The following is a 22,322-nucleotide window of genomic DNA, read 5'->3' on the forward strand; positions in this document are numbered from 1 at the left end:
TTCGGAAGGAGGTCATCTCATGAAAGCAAAACGACATGCTCCGTCTGGTGCAACTGCGCCGTCCGCTCCAACTGCGGGAGCGCAGAGGAAAATTCGCGAGCACTCCATGTTGGCTCAGGTTGCGATTCATTTCTTCTTTATTGCAGCTTGCGTGGTTTGTATGATCCCGATTGTTCTTGTTGTCATCGTTTCTTTTACGAACGAACAGGCCATTATGGCAAACGGATATTCATTCTTTCCAGAGTCGTTTAGTCTGGATGCCTACCGCTATTTGCTTGCGGATTACGATCGCTTGCTGCACTCCTACGGAATCAGCGTTTTCGTTACTGTCGTCGGGACGACAATAAGCCTGCTTATTTCTTCTCTGCTCGCATACCCGTTGTCCCGCAGAGACTTTCCACAGCGCAATGCGCTCGCCTTTATCGTGTTTTTCACGATTTTATTTAATGGTGGTCTGGTTCCCTGGTATTTGGTATACACGAATTTGTTTCATATCAAAGATACGATTTTTGCCCTCATTGTGCCAAACTTGCTGATGAACGGCTTCTACATCCTTATTATGCGAACGTTTTTCAGTCAGTCGATTCCGAGTTCGCTTATTGAATCTGCACAGATTGACGGATCGGGGGAGTGGCGGACGTTTTTCCGAATCGTTATGCCGCTGTCACTCCCCGTGCTAGCCACAATTGGATTGTTTACGACGCTTGGCTTCTGGAACGATTGGTTTAACAGCTTGGTGTTCATTTATGACAATAAGTTGGTTTCTGTACAATATTTGATGACAAAGACGCTGCTAAGCATTCAATTCCTGCAAACCAACACGCAAAACTCGAACATTGGCAAGTTGCTATCGGAGATGCCGACAGAAACGGTGCGCATGGCGATGGCGATCATAGGTATCGGTCCCATTGTACTCGCTTATCCGTTTTTTCAAAAATATTTGGTTAAGGGCTTGACTGTCGGGGCTGTAAAAGGCTAAGTTCATGTACAAATCAATTGGAGGGGTTACGATGTGGGTTGTAAGAAAGAAAGTATTTAAGTTGGCAGTCATTGTATGCAGTATCGGTCTTATATTAGCGGGTTGCGGAAACAGCAAGTCTGAGCCGTCCTCAAGTAATGGAGGCGAGAGCCCGTCACCTACCAATTCTGCGTCAAATGGCGGGAAGGGTGAAAGTTCGGGAGAGCTGAAGCCATACAAGATTACACTTGTATACCCGGGAGACGCACCAAAGGATTTGCAGTTGATTGAGGACGCATTGAGCGAATATTTGACGGAAAAAATCAATGCGACGATTAAGCTGAAGCCAATCGATTGGGGCTCATGGATGGAAAAAACGAATCTGATGTTTGCATCCAAGGAGAAATTTGATATCGTTGTGTCCTCATCAACACTCGGTTACTACAGTAATGTTGCCAAGGGAGCGTATCTGCCGATGGATGATTTGATCAACCAGCACGGGCAGGATATAAAGGGAGTACTTGGCGACGAGATTTTATCCGGAATGAAGGTGAATGGTCAAATTTACGGTACGCCGACCAACAAGGAGTTTGCCGTGTCGAACGGTTTTCTTTTTAACAAGGCGCTGGTAGATAAGTATGATATCGATCTGGATCAAATCAAAACGCTGGTGGATCTTGAGCCGGTGTTGCGCCTAATCAAAGATAAGGAGCCAGGCATTACGCCGCTATTTGAAGGCAACAACCGATTTCTCGGAACCTTTGTCACAAACGGACAGTACGACAATTTGGGAGATGGTTACGGTGTGTTAGACCGGAGCAGTAAGGATTTACAGGTCATCGACAAGGTCGCTTCTCCGCAATATATGGAGACCGCCAAATTGGCTCATCGTTGGTATAAAGAGGGGCTGATTAACAAGGATGCGGCGACCGTGAAGGATTGGGGATTAATGCAAGCCGGCAAAGCTTTCGCCGTCGTTCAGGAGCTAAAGCCAGGCAAAGATGCCGAGATGTCTATGGCATGGGGATTCCCGGTCGTGCAGAAGCAACTGGACATGCCATATACGACAACGGGAACGGTAGCGGGGATTATGCTCGCTTTATCCAAAACGTCCGAGGACCCGGAGAGAGCGATGATGTTCCTAAATTTGCTATACAACGACAAAACATTGGTCAACATGCTTGACTTTGGTCTTGAAGACAAACATTTTGTGAAAAAGTCGGATGTGGTAATCGATTATCCAGAAGGCTTGGCTGCGCAAAGCGTTGGATACCGTAATGAGCCTTGGATGTTCGGTAATCAAATGAATACGTATCTCTTCCCAACTGAAGACCCGAACAAGTGGAACGCTCTCCGTGCGTTTAATGAGGAAGCGGAAAAGTCGATCGCTCTTGGCTTCGCATGGGATTCGGAACCGGTCAAAAATGAGGTCGCGGCTTTAATTAATGTAACACAGCAATACCAAGATGCAATTATCTCGGGTTCCGTTGACCCCGAAGTGTACATTCCAAAGTACATTGAAGCGATGAAGGCAGCCGGATTGGACAAGGTAATCGCGGAGAAGCAAAAGCAGTTGGACGAATGGGCTCAGAATAAGTAGGCTGCAAGCTTGGCGAGAGAGCCACTGCTATTGGATAGTTACGGGGGCATGGTAAAACATGCCTCCTTTTGGTCAATCGGACGAGGGGATGGGATAGCGATGATCTGGTTCAAGATTCTGATTTCTTCGCTCTGCTTGGCTGCAGGTCTGACTTATGGCTCGCCTTATGTTCTGGCTGCCGCAGCGAGCAATGAGTTGTCGGTCTGGGAGCCGCCTGCGGGAACGGTCGCCAACGCCACATTTGAGGTTCAGGTTCGTGCTGCGGGGGAGACGGCTTGGAACGATCTGTTCGTTTACAATGTCAAGGTTGGTCATCAGGACGGGTCGCAGGTGCCGTCCTCGATGGTGAGTTTCGACTTTAATGGCACGGTCGACGTGAAGGTGACCTATGCCCGCGGCGCGCTAGCCGCTTATGACCTTCGACCGACTTCGTACGGCATCACAACGATCCAATCAGGTAATACTCTGCTTTTCTCCATGACCCAGAACGAAGGTTCTCCGCGCAAGCTGGCCTTGCGAATCAACGATGACTGGGAAGAAGAAGTGCTGCATCTGGTGACCAATCCGATCGAGAAGAATGTCGTTCAGGATACGGCTTCCAATGTCTATGTCATTGAGCCGGACGATGAAATTCCGTTGCGACTGCCGGCTGGCAAGGACACCTATTATTTCAAGCCCGGCGTGCATCAACTCCCGAGAGGAATGTGGGTCGAGCTGGATCTGGGTGCCGTTTATTCGTTGAACAGGCTTGTCCTGCATCCGGGGAAGGGAGCTGGAGTGTCGTCGACGGTATATCCGCCTTCTTTCGTTCTTGAAGCAAAGGAGCATGAGGCTGATAATTATGAAATCGCTTACGACGGCAGGGGAAATACGGTTGATGGAACAGTTGATCAGACGTTTACAGCGACAAATGCTCGTTATGTCCGGCTTATGCTAACTGGCAATAATGGCTCTGGTCGCGATTTTTTAAGTGCGTTTGTCAATGAGCTGGAATTGTACGCGAGTGGAGACGCCGTGAACCTGGCCTTGGATAACGCGATCGCCGGAGCATTGCCCGGCTATGAACGAATTGCGGATGGCAATCCGAATACGACGTGGAGATCGAGCTCGGAATATGGGAACTGGCATGCAGGAGAATCCTTCTTCCTTGCCGAGGATAACTATAAGGTTTACCTAGAAGCCGGTTCGATTGTGAAAGGTTCGTTTATGGCCGACGGCCTCAGCAATATCTCAATAACCGGGCGAGGCATAGTTGATGCCGCCGAGTTGACGCATTATCCGGCCACGCTGGCGGAAAGCCGCGCAGGGGCGATCTGGATCGTCAGTGGAACGGACAATAAGGTTGAGGGCATCACAGTGATGAATGCTCCGATGTGGACTATTGTAATGAATTTTTCGACCAGGCCGGTCGTTCGAAACGTTAATATTTTCGGTAATATGATCAATGCGGACGGCATTCATTTTAGCGGCAGTAGCTATGGCCTGGTTGAAGGTGTCTTCATCCGGACAAACGATGATAATCTGGTCATGTACCATTACGCTGCTGGCTCGCATAATATTTTCCGCAACAGCGTCTTGTGGGGCGACGACGCGCATATCGTGCTTTTTGGACTCGGAACCGCCGCCAATGCGGATATTACGAACATTACTGTTAGTAATATCGATGTGCTTGCTCAGCAGGGCGTCTACGATTTGAACAAGTTCAACGGCGTTCTCAAGCTGTGGCCAAACGGTGGCAACGAGATCAGCAATATCCGGTTCGAGGATATCCGAATAGAGCAGTTCAGGGACCCTGCTCATTCAATGATTTTCCAGTTTAGGATCGACGAGCGCTTTCCAGGTGAAGGTGATGGGGCGGGCATACAGGATGTCACTCTGGAAAATGTTGATTATTACGGATCCGGAGAAATGCAGTCCTTGATCAAGGGAACAGGAAGCGCGTCTGTCAGTGATATCAGGTTTACCGATTACAAGCGAGCCGGGGCGTTTGTGACCAATGCCTTGTCGGGCAATATGCGCTTCGAGGGCAGTGTGTCTGGTGTCGAATTCTCCCCGTCCGATTCGGTTCTGGACGATCGCTTCGACGAGCAGACGGCCGGGACGGCGCCGATCGGTTGGAGCAGCAGCCCAGGGATCACAGTGAAGAACATCCCTGACGCGGACAACAAAAGCGTGCGAGTGAGCAAGACCGGAAGCGGAGATATTGTCACATCCCGGGCAATTCCTGCCTCCCGTGGTATTGTCACAGTGGAGGCCAGCATGAATATCGCGGACAAAACGAACTGGAAATCGATGATCGTAAGCGATTCAGCCGGAGCGGAACTGCTGCAGGTTGGGTTTGACAGCGGGGGCCACATTTACGCAAACGACGGTTCGAGCTGGTCGCCCTTGATGAGTTACAACGTTAATCAATGGTATTACGTGCGCGTTGTCATTAACACCATATCGAGTCGCTTTGATCTATACGTCGATGGAGTTCGCATTGCACATAACTGGCAACTTGAGACGTCGGGCGATGATATCGGCTTCATCCGATTTGGTTCGGGCGAAACGCCGACCGGAACGTATTACTTTGACAATGTGAAGGTAACGGTTGTACTGCCGCTTCTTACCGAAAAATTCGATGATCAAAACGCGGCCACGGCGCCTCTCGATTGGACCAGCAGCCCCGGTATTACAGTTGAGCATATGCCAAGCTCAACCAACAAGAGCGTTCGGGTGAACAAGACTGGAAGCGGAGCAATCGCCAGCAAGCGCACCTTCATACCTGCGGGCGGAATTGTTACTGTAAGGGCGAAAATAAATATTTCGGATAAGACTAACTGGAAGTCATTGATAGTCAACAATGCAGACGGCGCCGAGCTTCTGCAAGTCGGCTTTAATGTTGGTGGAAATATTTATGCGAATAATGGCACTGCATGGGGACTGCTTATGAGTTATAACGTCAATCAATGGTACGATTTGCTGCTTCTTATCGATACAGCGACGAATCATTATGATCTGTATATCGATAGTATTCTTAAAGCGGACGATTTCGCATTGGAAATAGGAACGACCAATGTAGGAGCCATTCTGTTCGCCTCGGGTGAAATGCCGACCGGTGCCTACTACTTTGACGATGTTATGGTTGTGAACAGCCCGTAATTATCAATTATCATTATGCGGACGGAGTCTTTAGTTTGTATCTATAGATTTGTATCTGACTAAAAATAATAGATAATTTCACCGACGAATAATTGCCTTTTATAAGGCGAACAGCTAGATGGTGATAAAACTTTATTAAAGCGTAATATAGCTTAGACGTCCTTATATAGGGCGTCTATTTTATTATCATTGAGCTAAAAAATAGGGTGAACACAAATGGCGAGGGCGGAAAGAAACGAATGATATGGTAAACGTTGACAACATTTGCAAAGTAGTTCTATAATTTAGTTGCCATTTATGAAACCCATTTCATAAATTACTGCTGAAATAATAAATACGTTAATTGCTGCTTTTTATGCTTAGCGAATTCATGTATTCGATCAGCGATTTGACTAAGACATTGCTTTCAGAGAGGAAGGTAAGAGATTCATGACTTATACGCTTGAGAACTCTGGATTACAAACGATAATAGACAATACACAGCAAGGAACACTGCTTCATTATGATGCGAAGAGCTTTATAATCGGGGGAAAGAGAGTGTTTCTGAACATCGCGTCCATTCATTATTTTCGGATGCCCAGGCAGGAATGGCGAGAAGTGCTTGTCAAGGCGAAGCTTGCAGGGATGAATTGCGTCGATACTTATTTTGCATGGAACGTACATGAACCAGAAGAAGGAAAATGGGACTTTAGCGGCGACAATGATTGTGGCGCTTTCCTTGATTTATGCGCTGAGTTAGGATTGTGGGTAATCGCGCGGCCGGGTCCGTTCATCTGTGCAGAATGGGATTTCGGCGGTTTTCCTTATTGGCTCAAAACAAAAGAAAATATTCAGTTCCGAACGGACAACGAAGGGTATCTTCGTTACGTTTATCTATACTTTGACCAGATTGTTCCGATTATCCATTCTCGTCAAATTACACAAGACGGCACCGTTATTCTGGTACAGGTCGAGAATGAATATGGCTATTTGGCCGGTGACGAGTCTGGCATGTCTTATATGAACGGCCTTCGCGATGCTTTGTTGGAACGAGGAATTGACGTGCCGTTGATTACCTGTGAGGGAGGCGCGGAAGGAACGATAGAAGGGGCTAACTTTTGGTCAGGCGCAGATGGACATTATGAGAAGTTGATGCGAAAGCAGCCAAGCGTTCCGAAGCTTGTGACCGAGTTTTGGACAGGATGGTTCGAGCATTGGGGAGCGCCAGCTGCCACTCAGAAAACGCCCGATTTGTATGAAAAGCGGATGATGGAGGCGATTCGCGCCGGTTTTGACGGCATCAGCCATTATATGTTTTTCGGCGGCACCAACTTTGGGGGATACGGCGGGCGTACGGTAGGAAGCAGCGATATTTATATGGTGACCTCCTACGATTACGACGCTCCTTTGTCAGAATACGGTAGAATTACGGCCAAATATAGAACGGCAAAAAAGGTATCCTTATTCACGCAAGCGCTTGGCGATTTTTTACTGGAATCGGAGCCGATGGACAATTGCGAGGCGCGTTGCGAGGAAGGTATTCGGCTCCAAGGCAGAGAGTGGAACGGGCAGAAGCTTTGGTTTGCCGAAAGTACCAAGCAGGAGAAGGGAATGTTTCCGATTACGCTCGAAAGTGGACGAACGCTACCTGTGTCGATCAAGCCGGGGCAAATCGTTCCGATTCTTGATCGGATTGAAATTTGTTCAGGTCTAAAGCTCACTAGCGGCGGATTCTTGATCGGGAACGACCGAATTGGCGAAGTCCAAACCGTGATATTGGCGGGAGACGACGGCGTGCGTACGCATGTCATATTCGAAGCGGATCAAGCGATTCAATATGATAACCCAGGAAGTATGCCGCATGAGAGCAGCATAGATGGCCGAACACTGCGGATGGACGTGTTCCATTTCCAAACGTCGCAACGCATTTTGTTGAAGGTTGGCGAGCAGCTTGTCGAAGTAATAACGTTAAACGGCTATATGTCGGACCGGGCATGGAGGCTCCAAGGGGACGAAGTCCGCTGGGCAATCGGCTGGGAGGATATGGACTTAGGAGCCGAAGGCAGCGTAAGCGGAGTAAGTAGCGGTTCCGATTGCGAACCGTTCCTTCTAGGGGATTGGGGTCGTAAAGACGGCGGCGAGCAGGATCATCAGTGCAGAACAGTACGCGACTCAGGCAAGGTGACCAAACCGCTGCTCTCTCCAAGCTTGTCGGAGTGGAAAAGGAAAAGCGTAAATCTTCTTTCACATGGATCAGGCGAGCTTGCCGAACGTCCGCAAGGATTTGCGGAGCTTGGCCAAGCATTCGGCTATCTCATTTACAGCAGTGATGTGGAGTGTGATCGGGATCATGACAGCACTCTTGTATTCTCAGCGATTCAAGATTCTGCACGTCTGTTTGTAAACGGACGAGAGCAAGCGATGATTCGCCAGGTCGGTGCGGCGTCTACTGTCGTTCGGCTTTCAAAGGGACACAATAAGATTCAGCTGCTTGTTCAGCATATGGGCAGTCTCAATTTTTCTCCATTCTTGGGTGAAGAAAAGGGTATATTCGGACCGGTATATAGGGATGGCTCGGCTGTCGATCTGCGAAGAGGCTGGTATTGCGGCGAAGAGGTCGTCCATCTGGACGAGGTGCATGCCGCACCTTTTGCTTCTGTGCTTACGCGAACGTTCGAACTGGTGGGAAATGACCATGCCATACTGGTTGGAGCGTTAAGCAGCGGGCTTCGAATTAACGGTAAGGAGATTGCTATGGATGGCTATCAGAATTGGTTTGCCTACCATGCAGTCGACATTTCCGCCTATCTCGTCAATGGCAGCAACCTGATTGAAATGCCGGTTTCACAAACCCCCATGAATCGGCTGGAGCTGCTAACATACAACGGATCACGGGAACTGAAAAATTGGTCTACAGATTTAATAAAAGACGTAATGGAGTTTGAGGCAGGCTCCGGCTCAGGCTTCATAGGAACCGGACCAGCATGGAATCTTAGCAAGTTCGATCTTCCTGCAATTCCAGAGGATATAAATCCTAAGCTAAAGCTCCGAATGACGGGAATGAGCAAAGGCTATTTGCTTCTTAACGGTCAAAACCTGGGGCGCTATTGGCAAATTGGGCCTCAGGAGGATTACAAAGTTCCGATGGCGTGGCTAAAGCAGACCGGCAATGAGCTGATCTTTTTTGATGAAGAAGGCAGACGGCCAGATCGGGTAAGACTCTTCTTTGACGAGCAATCGAATCGAAGCTGGCAACCGCTAAATGAAACGTAATTAGGTTTTATAGATGGGGCAGGAACGATCGTTGAAACGACGAGCCTGTCCCTTTTAACCATGATAAATGTAACACATTACATACCATGTCCGTCTTTGTTATAATGGGGCTAGACGTGAAATCAGGAAGGAAGCGTTAGGCTTGAGACAGGTCACCATATATGATATTGCAAAGGAAGCAAATGTATCGGTTTCGACTGTATCCCGGGTATTAAACGATACCGCTCCGGTAAAGGGATCTACCCGTGCCAAGATTGAAGAACTTATTCAAAAATACAACTTTCAGCCTAATGCGATGGCCAGAAGCCTTCTTACAAATGAAACTGGAATTATTGGCGTAATTGTACCCGATTTAACCAATCCCTTCTTCCCGGAAGTGTTCGCTGGAGCGGAGGAAGAAGCCCAGCAGTCAGGACAAACATTCCTGCTTAGCAATACGATCGGCGATTATGCTAAGGAATCACAATATCTCAGCATTCTGCGGGAGAAACGTGTGGACGGAATTATCTTCTTGGGCGGAAGGATCAATCTAAAGAATTGCGATGAGCATCTAGTACAGGAGCTCGTGCAGTGTGCTAGCGTCATTCCAACCGTACTAGTCAATGGATCCTTGCGGGGCACCGATTTAATTAGGGTAGCAACGGACGAGTCGGCGGGCACCGCTCTTGCGGTCCGGCACTTGATTGAACTGGGGCATACAGAAATCGGATTCATCGGCGGAGAAAGCCATATGACAACGACTTCCATTAAGCTGCGGGCATTCCGTAAGACGATGAAGGATGGAAGGCTTGATGTCCGTGAGGAATGGCTGCTGCCCGACAGCTTCTCCATTGATTCGGGCAAGAGACAAATGCTGAAGCTGCTCGCGATGAAGGAGAAGCCGACTGCGGTATTCTGTGTCAATGATTATACGGCGATCGGAGCGATCAAGGCGGTGACGGAGGCAGGACTGACGATTCCGGACGATATGTCTATCGTCGGATTTGACGATATTCCGTTGGCGCATCATTTTATTCCCGAATTGACTACCGTTTCCCAGCAGGCACACGAGCTAGGCAGGACGGCAGTTAAAGTGCTTAAAGCGATGATGAACAAAGAAAAAGTTAAGAAGCTTACCTCGCTGGAGCCTCAGCTTATTATTCGGCAAAGCTCGGGACCCCGTAAGCGATGAGCTCGTTACAGCACTCATAAAAGTGAAATTCTTCCTAAAAGAGCAGCATCCAGATTTTCTGGTTGCTGCTCTTTTATTATTTATTGTTCGGTAGAAAGGTTGAGTTGCAGCAATATCTGTTGTGCCAACACTGGAAAATATAAACTTTATTATTGACCAGTAATTGGAATCGAGCTATAATGAAATGGGTTTCATGAAAACCCTTTCATAACCGAGTTAGCGATCAGGATGTGCTGTTTTGGGAGGAGGATAGAATCGAATTTTTAACCGAAACGTCTTGTTTTTATTCGTTTAATCATTCATTAAGGGGAGTGTGTTTAACAGTGAAACAGATGAAAAAAGTGAAACCGATGTTGATAGTTTTATTAACAGCCATGTTGATGATTATGTCTGCATGCAGTAGCAACAGCGGAGGAAATACACCGGCAACCAAGGCACCGGCAACTGAAGCACCAGCTGTAACCGAAGCGCCGAGCGAAGAGCCTGAACCGTCTGCCCCTGATTTGGGCGGCAGAGAAATTCGGATTTCGCATTGGTGGGATGCAACACCAGTCGGAGATTCGGAAGCGGATGAATTAGCGCGCGAAAGAATCAAAAAGGTCGAAGAGAAATACAACGTCAAAATTAAATATCTAAACACGGAATACTGGTCGACTTCTGAGAAACTGTCGTCCTCCGTTATGGCCAACGATCCTTTTGCGGAAATCGTCCGCTTGCCTGACGGATTCATATGGGGACTTATGAATGGCGGATTCCTAACGCCATTGGAAGATTACCTGAATAATACGCGTGTTGCCCCGGACGTAATCGATTCCATGCGTTTTGGCGGTGAGCATGTATTCGGTCTAGAAGGCTGGTTCAACGCCAACGATTCCGGCATGTACTACAACAAACGTATCTTCAAGGAAGCTGGCTTAAAAGATCCTCAACAATTGCTGGACGAGGAGAACTGGAACTGGACGACAATGCTTGATGCTGCGAAGAAACTAACTGTAGACAATAACGGTGACGGCAAAATTGACCAATATGGTCTTGCTGGCGCACATTATATTTTCTCGGAGCAGTTGATCGCAAGCAACGGCGGCCTTATCTACGATGAAGCTTCCAAAAAAGTAGCTTTTGATTCTCCAGCTGCGATGGAAGCGCTTAATTTCGAGTACGAGCTGTACAACACACATAAAGTTGTGAAAGAGAACGAAGGAAATGACTGGGAAGATCCGGCGAAATATTTCGCGGAAGGCAAAATTGCTATGTACCCAGGCGGTCTGTGGGAAATCGAGGGACGTCTGACAGATAAGATGAAGGATGAGTGGGGTTACGTTTACTTCCCTAAATCACCGAATGCAGTATCCTATACAGATCCGCTCGGACAAACAGCTGCTTATGTCATCCCTAAAGGCGTCAAGGATGCGGAAGCTATCGTGAGAATTTGGGAAGAGCTGCAAGATTTCGATAACTGGCAGCCAAATCGCCAGCTTTGGCTTGAAAATGTGCTGCCGGATGAAACCTCCATTGCCAATGCAATGAATGAAGCTGGCAAGGTACAACGGGTATTCGGCGGACGCTTCGGTGGTTTGGGCGTTAAAGATCTGCTCGATTCCGTGACAGGCAAGTTCGTTAAAGGTGAAATTACACCGTCGACGGGTATCGCTCAAGTTATCGGACCCGCACAAGCGGCTGCTGATAAGGTGTTAAGAGGTGAAGTTGAAGAGAAGAAAGAGTAGATTCAAAAAATAATAAAAGTGTACAGGCAGACTGCCCGGTTTTCCAACTACGGACGACCGGGTGGCTGCTGACAAAATAAGATTCCGCTAGTTTGCAAAAGGGGGAAATTAGGTGAAAATCGCCTTTTCCAGAATGACCGTCTCTTGGCTGATTGTCATCACTATGCTGATCTCGATATTGGTTTTCCCTATACCTCAGTCCAACGCGGCAGGTACTGGGGCCGCAACAAATACAGAAGCCGATGCAATCATCGATCAGAACGCCTTGAAGAACGCATCGGAGAAAAGCTACGACCATTATTTGCAGCAGTACAAAGATGAAGAACGGCCGAGTGATGAGGTCGTGATCCAAGGAGCGGACTATACAAGCGCTAATGAAATGAACCCCGAAATCGTAAGCGAGCTAGGCGGAATATCGGGCGATTTCGTCAAGACGGGGGAAAGCGGTTCAATCGGGTGGGAACTCGAGGTACCGAGATCGGGTTTATATCATATCGCCATTCGCTATTTTCCGATAGAAGGCAAAAGCTCCGCAATCGAAAGGGAGTTGTTGATCGATGGAGAGTTTCCGTTCTCCAGTGCCAAAAACCTGACTTTTAACCGCGTATGGAAAAACGAGAGCGAGCAAATCGAGCAAGATAACAGGGGCAATGAGCTGCGGCCGCGCCAAATCGAATCGCCGATGTGGCAGGAATCGCTGCTAAGAGATACAGAGGGATATTACGAAGATCCGTACATGTTCTATTTCTCAGCTGGCAAGCACACGTTGACACTCGTGTCTTCCAGAGAACCGATGGCAATCGACCACATCAAATTGTATCGATATGATGCGCCTGCTGCTTACGAAGAGGTGAAGGCTGACTATGACTCTAAAGGTTATAAACAGACTAGCGGGCATCTGATCAAAGTTCAGGGCGAGAACGCCATATACAAATCATCTCCGACTTTATATCCCATTCCCGACCGTTCCAGTCCGTCTACAGAACCTTATGACGTGTCGAAGATCAGAATGAATACGATCGGCGGCAACAACTGGCGAGTGCCAGGTCAATGGATCACTTGGGAAATCGAGGCACCGGAGGACGGATTATACCGCATTGCTCTTAAGAGCAGACAAGAATTGCTGCGGGGTATTTACTCCACACGCTCGCTATGGATTGACGGGGAAATCCCGTTTAAGGAAATGACGCAAATTCCGTTTTATTACGACTCGGATTGGCAGATGAACGTGCTTAGCAGCGAAGAAGAGCCTTATTTATTCTATTTGACCAAAGGTAAGCACGAACTGAAGCTTGAGGTAAGTCTAGGTGCGGTCGCATCACTGATTCGCCAAGTAGAGGCAAGCGTGCTCGAAATTAATGCCATGTATCGAAAAATCTTGATGATTACCGGTAATGTGCCAGATCCTTACCGAGATTATCAATTAGATAAACAAATTCCCGACATGGTTGAAGTGTTTAAGAAACAAAGCGACATTTTGTATGCCGTGTCGAAAGAGCTAGTACGCTTAACGGGCGAGAAGAGCGACAAAACCGCTGTATTGAACAAAACGGCTTATCAGCTGGCAGATTTGGCGAAAAAACCGGATACGGTTCAAAAGCGGCTGGGTCAATTCAAAATCAATGTAGGCAGCGTCGGTGCCTGGCTTCTCGAAGTTAGAGAGCAGCCTCTCGAAATTGATTATCTGCTTCTTGCTTCATCTGACAAAAAGCTGCCTAAAGCGAATGCTTCTTTTGGCAAAAAAGTCGTTCACGAGGTATCGTCTTTCTTCCATTCCTTTTTTGAAGATTACAATACGATCGGAAACACGGCTGAAGATCAGGAGTCCATAACGGTATGGATCGGAACGGGACGCGATCAGGCGCAAGTGCTGAAAGCGATGATTGACGATTCGTTTACACCGCTTACCGGAATTGGCGTAAATCTTAAGCTGGTTAATCAGGATGTACTTCTTCGTGCGTCGCTCGCGGGTGAAGGCCCCGATGTGGGCATGCAGGTTGGAAACGATGTGCCGGTCAATTTCGGTATGCGGAGTGCAGCGGAGGATTTGACGAAATTTCCGGACTACGAGACGGTTGTGAAACAGTTCAGAGACAGTGCGACTGTTCCTTACCAGTTTGAGGGTCAAGTATTTGGTCTGCCTGAGCAGCAAATCTTTAATATGCTCTTTTACCGGAAAGACATTTTGGAGGAGCTGAATTTGGACCCGCCGCAAACGTGGGAGGATGTATATGCGATGATCCCGGTTCTGCAGAAAAATCACATGGATTTCGCCCTTCCGGTTGCACAGACAACGGGTGTGCCCGTGCTGGAGGCGAACCGTGCCTATGCGATGATGTTATACCAGATGGACGGATCGTTCTACTTGAACAACGGTGCCAAGAGCGGTCTGGATACGGAGATTGGGTTAAGCGCATTCAAGAAATGGACCGACTTCTATACGAGCTACAAGCTTCCGTTGATCTTTGATTTTCCAATGCGTTTCCGGACGGGCGAAATGCCGGTTGGCATTCAGGATTACACCTTCTACAACTATTTGACTGTATCTGCGCCGGAAATCAAGGGCTTATGGGAATTCATTCCAGTTCCGGGATTGAAGCAACCTGACGGTACCATTCGCCGAGATGTCGCCAGCAGCGGAACAGCCGCGATTATGCTCCAGGGGGCCAAGAACAAGGATGCGGCCTGGGAGTTTATGAAATGGTGGGTAAGCAAGGACGCGCAGGTACGCTTCGGCAGAGAGATGGAAGGGCTGATGGGCGCCGCAGCGCGTTATCCAACGGCCAATATCGAAGCGCTCAAGGAGCTGCCGTGGCCGGCTCGCGATTATCTCAATCTCGAAGAGCAATGGCAATGGGTGCAGGGTGTGCCAGAGGTGCCGGGCGGTTATTTCACAGGAAGGCATCTCGACAACGCGCTTCGCGAAGTGATCAACAACGGTACGAACACGGCCGACGCCTTGTATGACTATGTTCAGGAAATCGACTATGAGATCACGGAAAAACGTAACGAGTTCAAGTTGGACGGGAAGGACTAGGGAGGGACTCTTTTGCAAAAAACGAAAATCGCGGCCGAGATTATGATGCAGCCGAAGGGCCGCTCTGCTCGGTTGCAAGGGAAGTGGGAGTTGTTTGTCAAGGACATAAAGCGGGATCGGCATGCTTACGTCCTGCTGGCTCCATATGTGCTATTGTTCCTGTTATTTACCGTACTCCCTGTCGTTATATCGATTTTTTTCAGCTTTACGAGTTTCAATATGCTGGAGGCTCCCCGCTGGATTGGCTGGGAGAACTACTCCAAGCTGTTGTGGAATGATGACGTATTCCTGATCGGGCTGAAAAATACGATGATCTTTGCCGTTATTACCGGACCGGTCAGCTATATTGCCTGTTTCGTCTTTGCCTGGCTCATTAATGAGCTTAAACCGAAGGTCAGAGCATTTATGACGCTCGTATTTTTTGCGCCATCGATATCAGGCAACGTGTTCTTTATATGGCAAATTATTTTTTCCGGCGATTCATACGGTATCTTGAACGGATTGCTGATGAAGATCGGGATCATCTATGAGCCTATTCTATGGCTTCAGAATACCAAATACATGCTTGGGATCATTATTATCGTCCAATTGTGGCTGAGTCTGGGCACCAGCTTTCTGGCGTTCATTGCCGGCTTGCAGACCGTTGATCGTACGTTGTACGAGGCGGGGGCGGTGGACGGAGTCAAAAACCGCTGGCAAGAGCTTTGGTTTATTACGCTTCCTTCGATGCGGCCTCAGTTGATGTTCGGCGCCGTCATCCAGATCACGTCCTCCCTTGCAGTAGCGGACGTCGCGATGGCTCTAGCGGGTTTTCCGAGCGTGCAGTATGGAGCTCATACGATCGTTACCCACTTGGTGGATTACGGTACGATTCGGTTCGAAATGGGTTATGCATCCGCCATTGCAACGGTGCTGTTTATTCTGATGCTAGGCTCAAATCTGGCCGTTCAAAAGTTGCTGAAGAGGGTGGGGGAATAGGCTAGATGAAACTGGCAGTGCGTCTCAAAAAAAGGGTGAACCGCTCCTGGCAAGTAGATATCATGCTGTTCCTTTTGCTGGGCTTGTTCGGTGCCTTTATGGCAGTCCCGTTGATATATGTCATTAATAATGCATTCAAACCACTGGATGAGTTGTTTGTATTCCCGCCTACGTTATTTGTGAGGAATGCGACACTCGATAACTTCTTGGATTTGTTTCAAGTGATGAAAAGTTCTTGGGTTCCATTTTCCAGATATATTTTCAATACATTTTTTATTACGGCGGCAGGCACCGCAGGACATATTCTGCTCGCTTCGGCTGCGGCTTACCCGCTGGCCAAGATCAGATTCCGTGGTCATAAAGTACTGTTCACGGTCATTGTCCTTTCGCTGATGTTCTCTCCGCATGTAACGGCTATTCCGAACTATATGATCATGTCTGTCTTGGGATGGATTGATTCGTATCAGGCTGTCATCGTTCCGGCGTTCGCGTATCCGCTCGGCTTATATTTAATGAAGCAATTCATGGAGCAAATACCGGATGCGCTGCTGGAAGCGGCGAAGATCGACGGTGCCAGCGAATACCGTATTTTCTGGCAGGTCGTCATGCCGCTCGTCAAGCCAGCTTGGTTGACGCTGCTCATCCTGATGATGCAAATGCTGTGGGGAACGGATGGAGGCAGTTTTATTTATAGCGAGCAGCTTAAGACGATGCACTACGCCATGGGACAAATTGTTCAAGGCGGTATCGCCCGCGCAGGGGTGGGAGCCGCAGTTGCGGTTATTATCATGACGGTGCCGATCGTAACGTTTGTTTTGTCTCAAAGCAATGTGATTCAAACGATGGCTTCGTCCGGCATGAAGGACTAAAGCGATGGAGGCGTATAGGTTTGATTATTAAGCGATCGATTCTGATCCTAGCAGCAGCGATGATTATATTCGGCCTAAGTCCGAAGCCGGCTCAAGCATCGCCGTATGAGGGATATACCTATTCGTATTGGGGAGATGACGTTAAATCGCCGATTGCTTATCTTCCTTCCAGGGCGATAACGGGACAGGAATTAGGTATTGGACCATTGACGACGCCGAGCGATATGTTTGCGGCGTCAGACGGCAATTTGTACATTCTGGATTCTGGTAACGGACGGATTGTAGTGCTTAACAGCGAGTGGAAGGCGATCCGCCAAATTCAAGGCTTCGACAATAACGGCAAGCAGGATAGCTTCAACAAACCGGAAGGCATTTTCGTTAACGGTGGGGGACACATTTTTGTGGCGGATACCGAAAACAGGCGCGTAGTCGTACTGGACGGCAACGGAACGTTCATCAGAGAAATCGGCGCTCCGAAGTCGGAGGTACTTAGCGACAATTTCGAATACATCCCACGCAAGGTTATCGTAGATAAAGCCGGCCGTATCTACGTTGTCGCGAGAGGCGTCTTTGACGGCATTATCGAATTTGACAGTGAAGGTGACTTTACTGGTTTTATAGGAACAAATCCTGTGCAATTCGATCCAGTGGATTTGTTCTGGAAAACAGTATCAACCAAAGAACAGCGGGAGAAGATGATCCGGTTCGTCCCGATTGAATTTAATAATACGGATGTAGATGCAGATGGATTTATTTTTACGACTACGGCTGATAAGAAAACTTCAGTACCCGTCAAAAAGCTGAATCCGTCCGGCATTGATGTGCTTCGCGTAAACGGGGGATGGGGTCCAATAGGCGATTTCAGTAGAAACCGATCGGCTTTCATCGATATCGATGTCAGCAGCAATGGGGTGTACCGGACGCTTGATTGGACTAGAGGGCGAGTTTTTACTTACAACGAGGACGGCAATCTGTTGTACGTGGTCGGTCAACTCGGCAATCAACTCGGCACGTTCAAAACTCCGATCGCAATTGAAAGTTTCGGCAATCGAATTTTCGTTCTGGATCGCGATCTTGGAATGATAACCGAGTTTACCGCGACCAAATTCGGAAGCCTGGTTAACGAAGCGAACGGATTATACAGCATAGGGAAGCACGATGATGCGGCGAAGCTGTGGGAACAGGTGCTGAAGCTTGACGCGAATTACGAAATGGCTTATGTCGGAATCGGCAAATCGATGCTGCGTCAAGGCGAATACAAGCAAGCAATGAAATATCTGAAGCTTGGCAACGACAGAGAATATTATTCCAAAGCGTTAACGAAATACCGCAGGGAGTATATGCGCGAGTATTTTGGGATCTATATGACGATTATGATCGCATTCATAGTGGTCATAATGGCCGTGCGCCGGGGCCTGAGGCTTAGAAAGGGGGCATGAAACAGAATGCAGTTTCTCAAGGACGCTAAGTACACGCTGCACGTCGCTTTTCATCCCTTTGACGGTTTTTGGGATCTGAAATACGAGAATAAAGGGAAGCTTAGAATTGCGCTAACCATCTTGTTTGGCGTGACGGTTATGATGATACTAAAACGCCAGTATTCCGGCTATGTAGTCAACTTTAATTACCCGCTTGATTTAAACAGCATTGACGAGTTGAAATACATTGTCCTCCCATTCCTGCTCTGGTGCGTCGCGAATTGGTCGCTCACCACACTGATGGATGGGGAAGGGAAGTTTAAAGAAATTGTCATCGCCACAGGCTACGCGATGCTCCCTTTGATTCTGATCTATCTGCCTAATTTATTGCTTAGCAATGTCATTTCGCTGCGTGAGTCTTCGTTCTATTATTTGCTGGAATCAGTGGCTACCTTATGGTTTGTTTGGCTGCTGTTTATCGGAACGATGACGGTTCATCAATATACAGTTATGAAGACGATCATGACGATGTTGTTAACTGTCGTGGTTATGGGCGTCATCATCTTTTTGGGGCTGCTGTTCTTCAGCCTCATTCAACAAATCATTGGCTTTGTTTACACGATCTATCAGGAACTTTCATTGCGAGCATGAGAAAGGGGGCCAAGCGGTGAAGCGGAGACTTGCGATCATCATGACTGCAGTCATTATCGGCTGCTTGCTAATATCCCAAGGCACCAATTTCGCGGAACCTAAATCGGGGGCGGTGTCCGATTTAGAGGCAGAGGCGGTGTCCGCATCCACGCCAGGTGATGAGCAGACTGTTGAGGTTACGGCTGCGAGTGTCGATCCCGGCAAGGCGGCGAGTATAGCCGAAGGTATGGAAATGGCGGCAGAGAATGAATTTTTGATTTTGTACGTTAACACGGCAACGACGGAAATCGCTGTTCAGGACAAGCGCAGCGGAGTGATCTGGTATTCCAATCCGCAAGATCGCGAAGACGACAAGGTCGCTACCGGCTATAACAAAGCGAAGCTGAATGTGCAGGTCGAAATATCCTATTTGGACAGTACGGGAAATTCATTAAAGTATGACAATTATACACACAGTGTTCAAAACGGCCAATTTGGCTTAGAGAAGGTAAAAGACGGCTTGAACATCGATTATACGCTAGGGGAAGCAAAAAGCGATATCGACGCGATCCCTAAGTATATTAGCGAGGAAAGATTTCAAACGCTAATCCTAGACAAACTCGAAGATGAGGGAGAAAAAAAAGAAGTTGAAAAACGCTTTAAACACAATGAGCAAGAGAAGCATTATGAAAGAAGGGACTCCTCGCTCAAGGGAGTTGGATTAAAGAAGGTAACGGATGCTTTCGCAAAGGTCGGCTACAATGAAGAGCAGAAAGCGATTGATAACGCTGCGTTTGGCATAACCGCAGCCGACAATCTCACTGTTAAGATCCCCCTCCATTATCGGCTTGACGGAGAGCAGTTGAAGGTGACGATTGAGTCGGGCGGGATCGAATATCCAGAATCGCTGAAAATTCAATCGCTGTCCCTGCTGCCGTTCTTTGGCGCCAGTGGACGCGAGGATGAAGGCTATACGCTCGTTCCTGATGGTTCGGGTTCACTAATCCACTTTAACAATGACAAAACGTATGCGGCACCGTTCCGCAAAGAATTATATGGAACGGATTCGTCTATTAGCCAGCAGATCCGAATTCAGAATGATGAAGCTGCGCGATTGCCTGTATTCGGGATGAAATACGAGGACCGGGCATTCGTCGGTATCATTGAAGAGGGAGATGCGGTCGCATCAGTCGAGGCTGACATAAGCGGCAGGCTGAACGTCTATAACACGGTGTCCCCTAGTTTTACGCTCCGTAAACTTGAGGAGGTTACGCTCACGAACGGGTGGCGCTCCAGTACCGTTAAGAAGTTTCAAGCAGAGCCTTTCCAAGGTGATATTAGCATTCGATACGGATTTCTCGGAGCCGAGAATGCCAGCTACTCCGGGATGGCTGCGCATTACCGCGATTACTTGATCAAGCAAGCGGGACTAACAAGGCTTAAGGACGAAGAGGGTGTTCCGTTCTATGCTGAGCTTATAGGCGGGATACCGAAAAAGAAATTTTTCCTGGGCATTCCTTATAACGCCTATGAGCCGCTTACGACCTTTGATCAGGCCGAATCCCTATTAGGTCAAATGCTGGAATTAGGAATTGGCAACATCAAGCTGCGATATACGGGCTGGTTCAACGGTGGTATAAACCATGACCTTGCGAAATCCATATCCGTCGACAAGAAGCTTGGCGGAAGTAAAGGATTGAAAGAGCTGAAAGCTTATGCTGATGCGAACCGCATCTCACTGTTCCCTGATACAGCCTTCCTTGAAGCAGCACCGCAATCGGATGGTTTCAAAAAGTCGCAGGCTTCCCGATTTATTACGGGCAAGCTGGCAAAGGTCTATCCGTACAGCTTTGCCGATTTCAAAGAAGAAGACTATCTGGAGCCTGGTTATGTACTCAGTCCGAAGTCGCTTCCAGAAGTGGTAGGCGGATTTATGCATGATTACGAGAAGCTTCAGCTCACTGGATTGTCGCTTAGCGATCTTGGCAACAAGCTGAATTCCGACTATAACCGTGCCAACGTCATCGACCGCGAAGAAGCGAAGGGTATCGTCGATGAACAGCTGCAAAAAATAAGCGGCTCCGTCGAGGAAATATTGGTGGAAGGCGGTAACGCCTATGCAGCCTCCTATGCGCAGCATATCGTGGATGCGCCGATGACAAGCAGCAACTTTATCATTACCGATGAGTCCGTTCCCTTCTTTCAGTTGGTGTTTCACGGTTATGTTAATTACGCGGGAACGGCTTGGAATATGGCGGATGATCAGGATTCTACGTACAACTTCTTGAAGGCGCTCGAAACGGGCTCTGCTATGAACTATACATGGTTTAATGCTGATTCGTCGGCGATAAAGATGACGGCGTTCGATCATTTGTATTCCGCCGATTACCGCCTATGGATCGATGAAGCGGCACAAAGATATCGCGAACTAAACGATGTACTCCATGATGTACAGTCCCAAACGATTATCGATCATCGGCTGCTGGCGAGTGGTGTGTATCAAACGACATTCGAAAAAGGCAAAACGATTATCGTCAATTATAACGATAAGGAGTCGAATGTGGACGGCATTATCGTGGGGGCAAAGGATTATTGGGTTGGAGGTGAAATGCAGCGATGAGGTTCAAGAAGCTTTCGCTTGAACAAAAAAACAGATATTACGGACTATATTTCATACTTCCCTGGTTTATAGGCTTCTTGTTCCTGTTCATGATTCCGTTGCTGTCCTCTTTCCGGTACAGTTTAAGCAATCTGCAGATCACCGATGGGGGCTTCAGCCTGAAGTTTATCGGCTTGTCCAACTATCGGGAGGCCTTGCTGTCGCATGAATCATATGTCAGGATATTGACGGAATCCGTGATTAACATTGCGGTCAACACGCCGCTTATTATTATTTTCAGTTTATTTTTTGCGGTTCTTCTCAATCAGAAGTTTAGAGGACGGGTGCTCGCCCGGGCAATCTTCTTCCTTCCCGTTATTCTGGCATCGGGAATTATCGCCAGCATCGAGAACGGAGATTTGATGCAGTCCGTCGTTCGAAGCGCGAGCGATACGACCGGTGGCGGTTTGTCCGTTATGAAAAATTTGGAGCTGACCGTCATGCTCGTCGAATCCGGGATAAATATTACCTTTGTCGAGTACTTGACTGGGGCTGTCAGCCGAATCTATGAGATCGTCAGTCAATCCGGTGTCCAAATTTTGATTTTCCTAGCAGGGCTTCAGTCTATTTCTCCCTCCTTATACGAGGCTGCCAAGATCGAAGGCTCGACAGGTTATGAGGCTTTTTGGAAAATTACGTTCCCCATGATCAGCCCGCTGATTTTGACGAATCTGGTCTACACGATAATCGATAGCTTCATCAGCGATGATACCAGCCGGCTAGTGGTGGATACGGCATTCAAAAGCTTCGATTTTGGTCTCAGCGCCGCGATGGCTTGGATGTATTTTGCCGTCATTGCGCTTGTGCTGTGGATCACGACGTCAATTGTGTCGCGTAAGGTCTTTTACCAAGATTAGCTAGCGGTTTAGGTGAATGCTTACG

Annotated in this window: 13 protein-coding genes; all 13 read left to right on the top strand. The window is 48.1% G+C overall.

Annotation, left to right across the window (positions count from 1 at the left end):
• Positions 1 to 19: 19 nt before the first annotated feature.
• Entirely contained in the window at positions 20 to 979 is a 960-nt protein-coding gene (locus tag AC0YOD_RS00385; RefSeq protein ID WP_475797281.1) for a carbohydrate ABC transporter permease, read from the top strand.
• A 31-nt stretch (positions 980 to 1,010) separates the two neighbouring features.
• Positions 1,011 to 2,558, top strand: a complete 1,548-nt coding sequence (locus tag AC0YOD_RS00390) for an ABC transporter substrate-binding protein (RefSeq protein WP_475797282.1) — start codon at positions 1,011 to 1,013, stop codon at positions 2,556 to 2,558.
• 99 nt (positions 2,559 to 2,657) lie between these two features.
• A complete protein-coding gene (locus AC0YOD_RS00395) occupies positions 2,658 to 5,702 on the top strand; it encodes a glycosyl hydrolase family 28 protein (protein WP_475797283.1) in 3,045 nt (1,014 codons plus the stop codon).
• 429 nt (positions 5,703 to 6,131) lie between these two features.
• The gene (locus tag AC0YOD_RS00400; RefSeq protein ID WP_475797284.1) at positions 6,132 to 8,954 is read left to right on the top strand and encodes a beta-galactosidase; all 2,823 of its coding nucleotides are present in this window, start codon (positions 6,132 to 6,134) and stop codon (positions 8,952 to 8,954) included.
• Positions 8,955 to 9,096: 142 nt separating this feature from the next.
• Positions 9,097 to 10,125 (top strand): LacI family DNA-binding transcriptional regulator, encoded by a 1,029-nt coding sequence (locus AC0YOD_RS00405; protein ID WP_475797285.1) that lies wholly within the window; start codon positions 9,097 to 9,099, stop codon positions 10,123 to 10,125.
• 332 nt (positions 10,126 to 10,457) lie between these two features.
• Complete coding sequence (locus AC0YOD_RS00410; protein ID WP_475798318.1) at positions 10,458 to 11,849, top strand: ABC transporter substrate-binding protein; 1,392 nt, start codon at positions 10,458 to 10,460, stop codon at positions 11,847 to 11,849.
• A gap of 133 nt (positions 11,850 to 11,982) precedes the next feature.
• Positions 11,983 to 14,886 carry an extracellular solute-binding protein gene (locus AC0YOD_RS00415; protein ID WP_475798319.1) on the top strand — a complete coding sequence of 968 codons (2,904 nt, stop codon included), beginning with the start codon at positions 11,983 to 11,985 and terminating at the stop codon, positions 14,884 to 14,886.
• Between the two features lie 42 nt (positions 14,887 to 14,928).
• A complete protein-coding gene (locus AC0YOD_RS00420) occupies positions 14,929 to 15,864 on the top strand; it encodes a carbohydrate ABC transporter permease (RefSeq protein WP_475798320.1) in 936 nt (311 codons plus the stop codon).
• A gap of 5 nt (positions 15,865 to 15,869) precedes the next feature.
• Positions 15,870 to 16,733 carry a carbohydrate ABC transporter permease gene (locus AC0YOD_RS00425; protein WP_475797286.1) on the top strand — a complete coding sequence of 288 codons (864 nt, stop codon included), beginning with the start codon at positions 15,870 to 15,872 and terminating at the stop codon, positions 16,731 to 16,733.
• A 20-nt stretch (positions 16,734 to 16,753) separates the two neighbouring features.
• Positions 16,754 to 18,172 carry a gluconolactonase gene (locus tag AC0YOD_RS00430; protein ID WP_475797287.1) on the top strand — a complete coding sequence of 473 codons (1,419 nt, stop codon included), beginning with the start codon at positions 16,754 to 16,756 and terminating at the stop codon, positions 18,170 to 18,172.
• A 6-nt stretch (positions 18,173 to 18,178) separates the two neighbouring features.
• On the top strand, positions 18,179 to 18,802 hold the full coding sequence (locus tag AC0YOD_RS00435; RefSeq protein ID WP_475797288.1) for a Yip1 family protein: 624 nt from the start codon (positions 18,179 to 18,181) through the stop codon (positions 18,800 to 18,802).
• A 16-nt stretch (positions 18,803 to 18,818) separates the two neighbouring features.
• Positions 18,819 to 21,401: a DUF5696 domain-containing protein gene (locus AC0YOD_RS00440; RefSeq protein WP_475797289.1), complete on the top strand. Its 2,583-nt coding sequence runs from the start codon at positions 18,819 to 18,821 to the stop codon at positions 21,399 to 21,401.
• Complete coding sequence (locus tag AC0YOD_RS00445; protein WP_475797290.1) at positions 21,398 to 22,297, top strand: carbohydrate ABC transporter permease; 900 nt, start codon at positions 21,398 to 21,400, stop codon at positions 22,295 to 22,297. Before AC0YOD_RS00440 ends, AC0YOD_RS00445 begins: the two co-directional genes overlap by 4 nt.
• Positions 22,298 to 22,322: the final 25 nt, after the last annotated feature.

The organism is Paenibacillus sp. J31P13 (assembly GCF_056269295.1).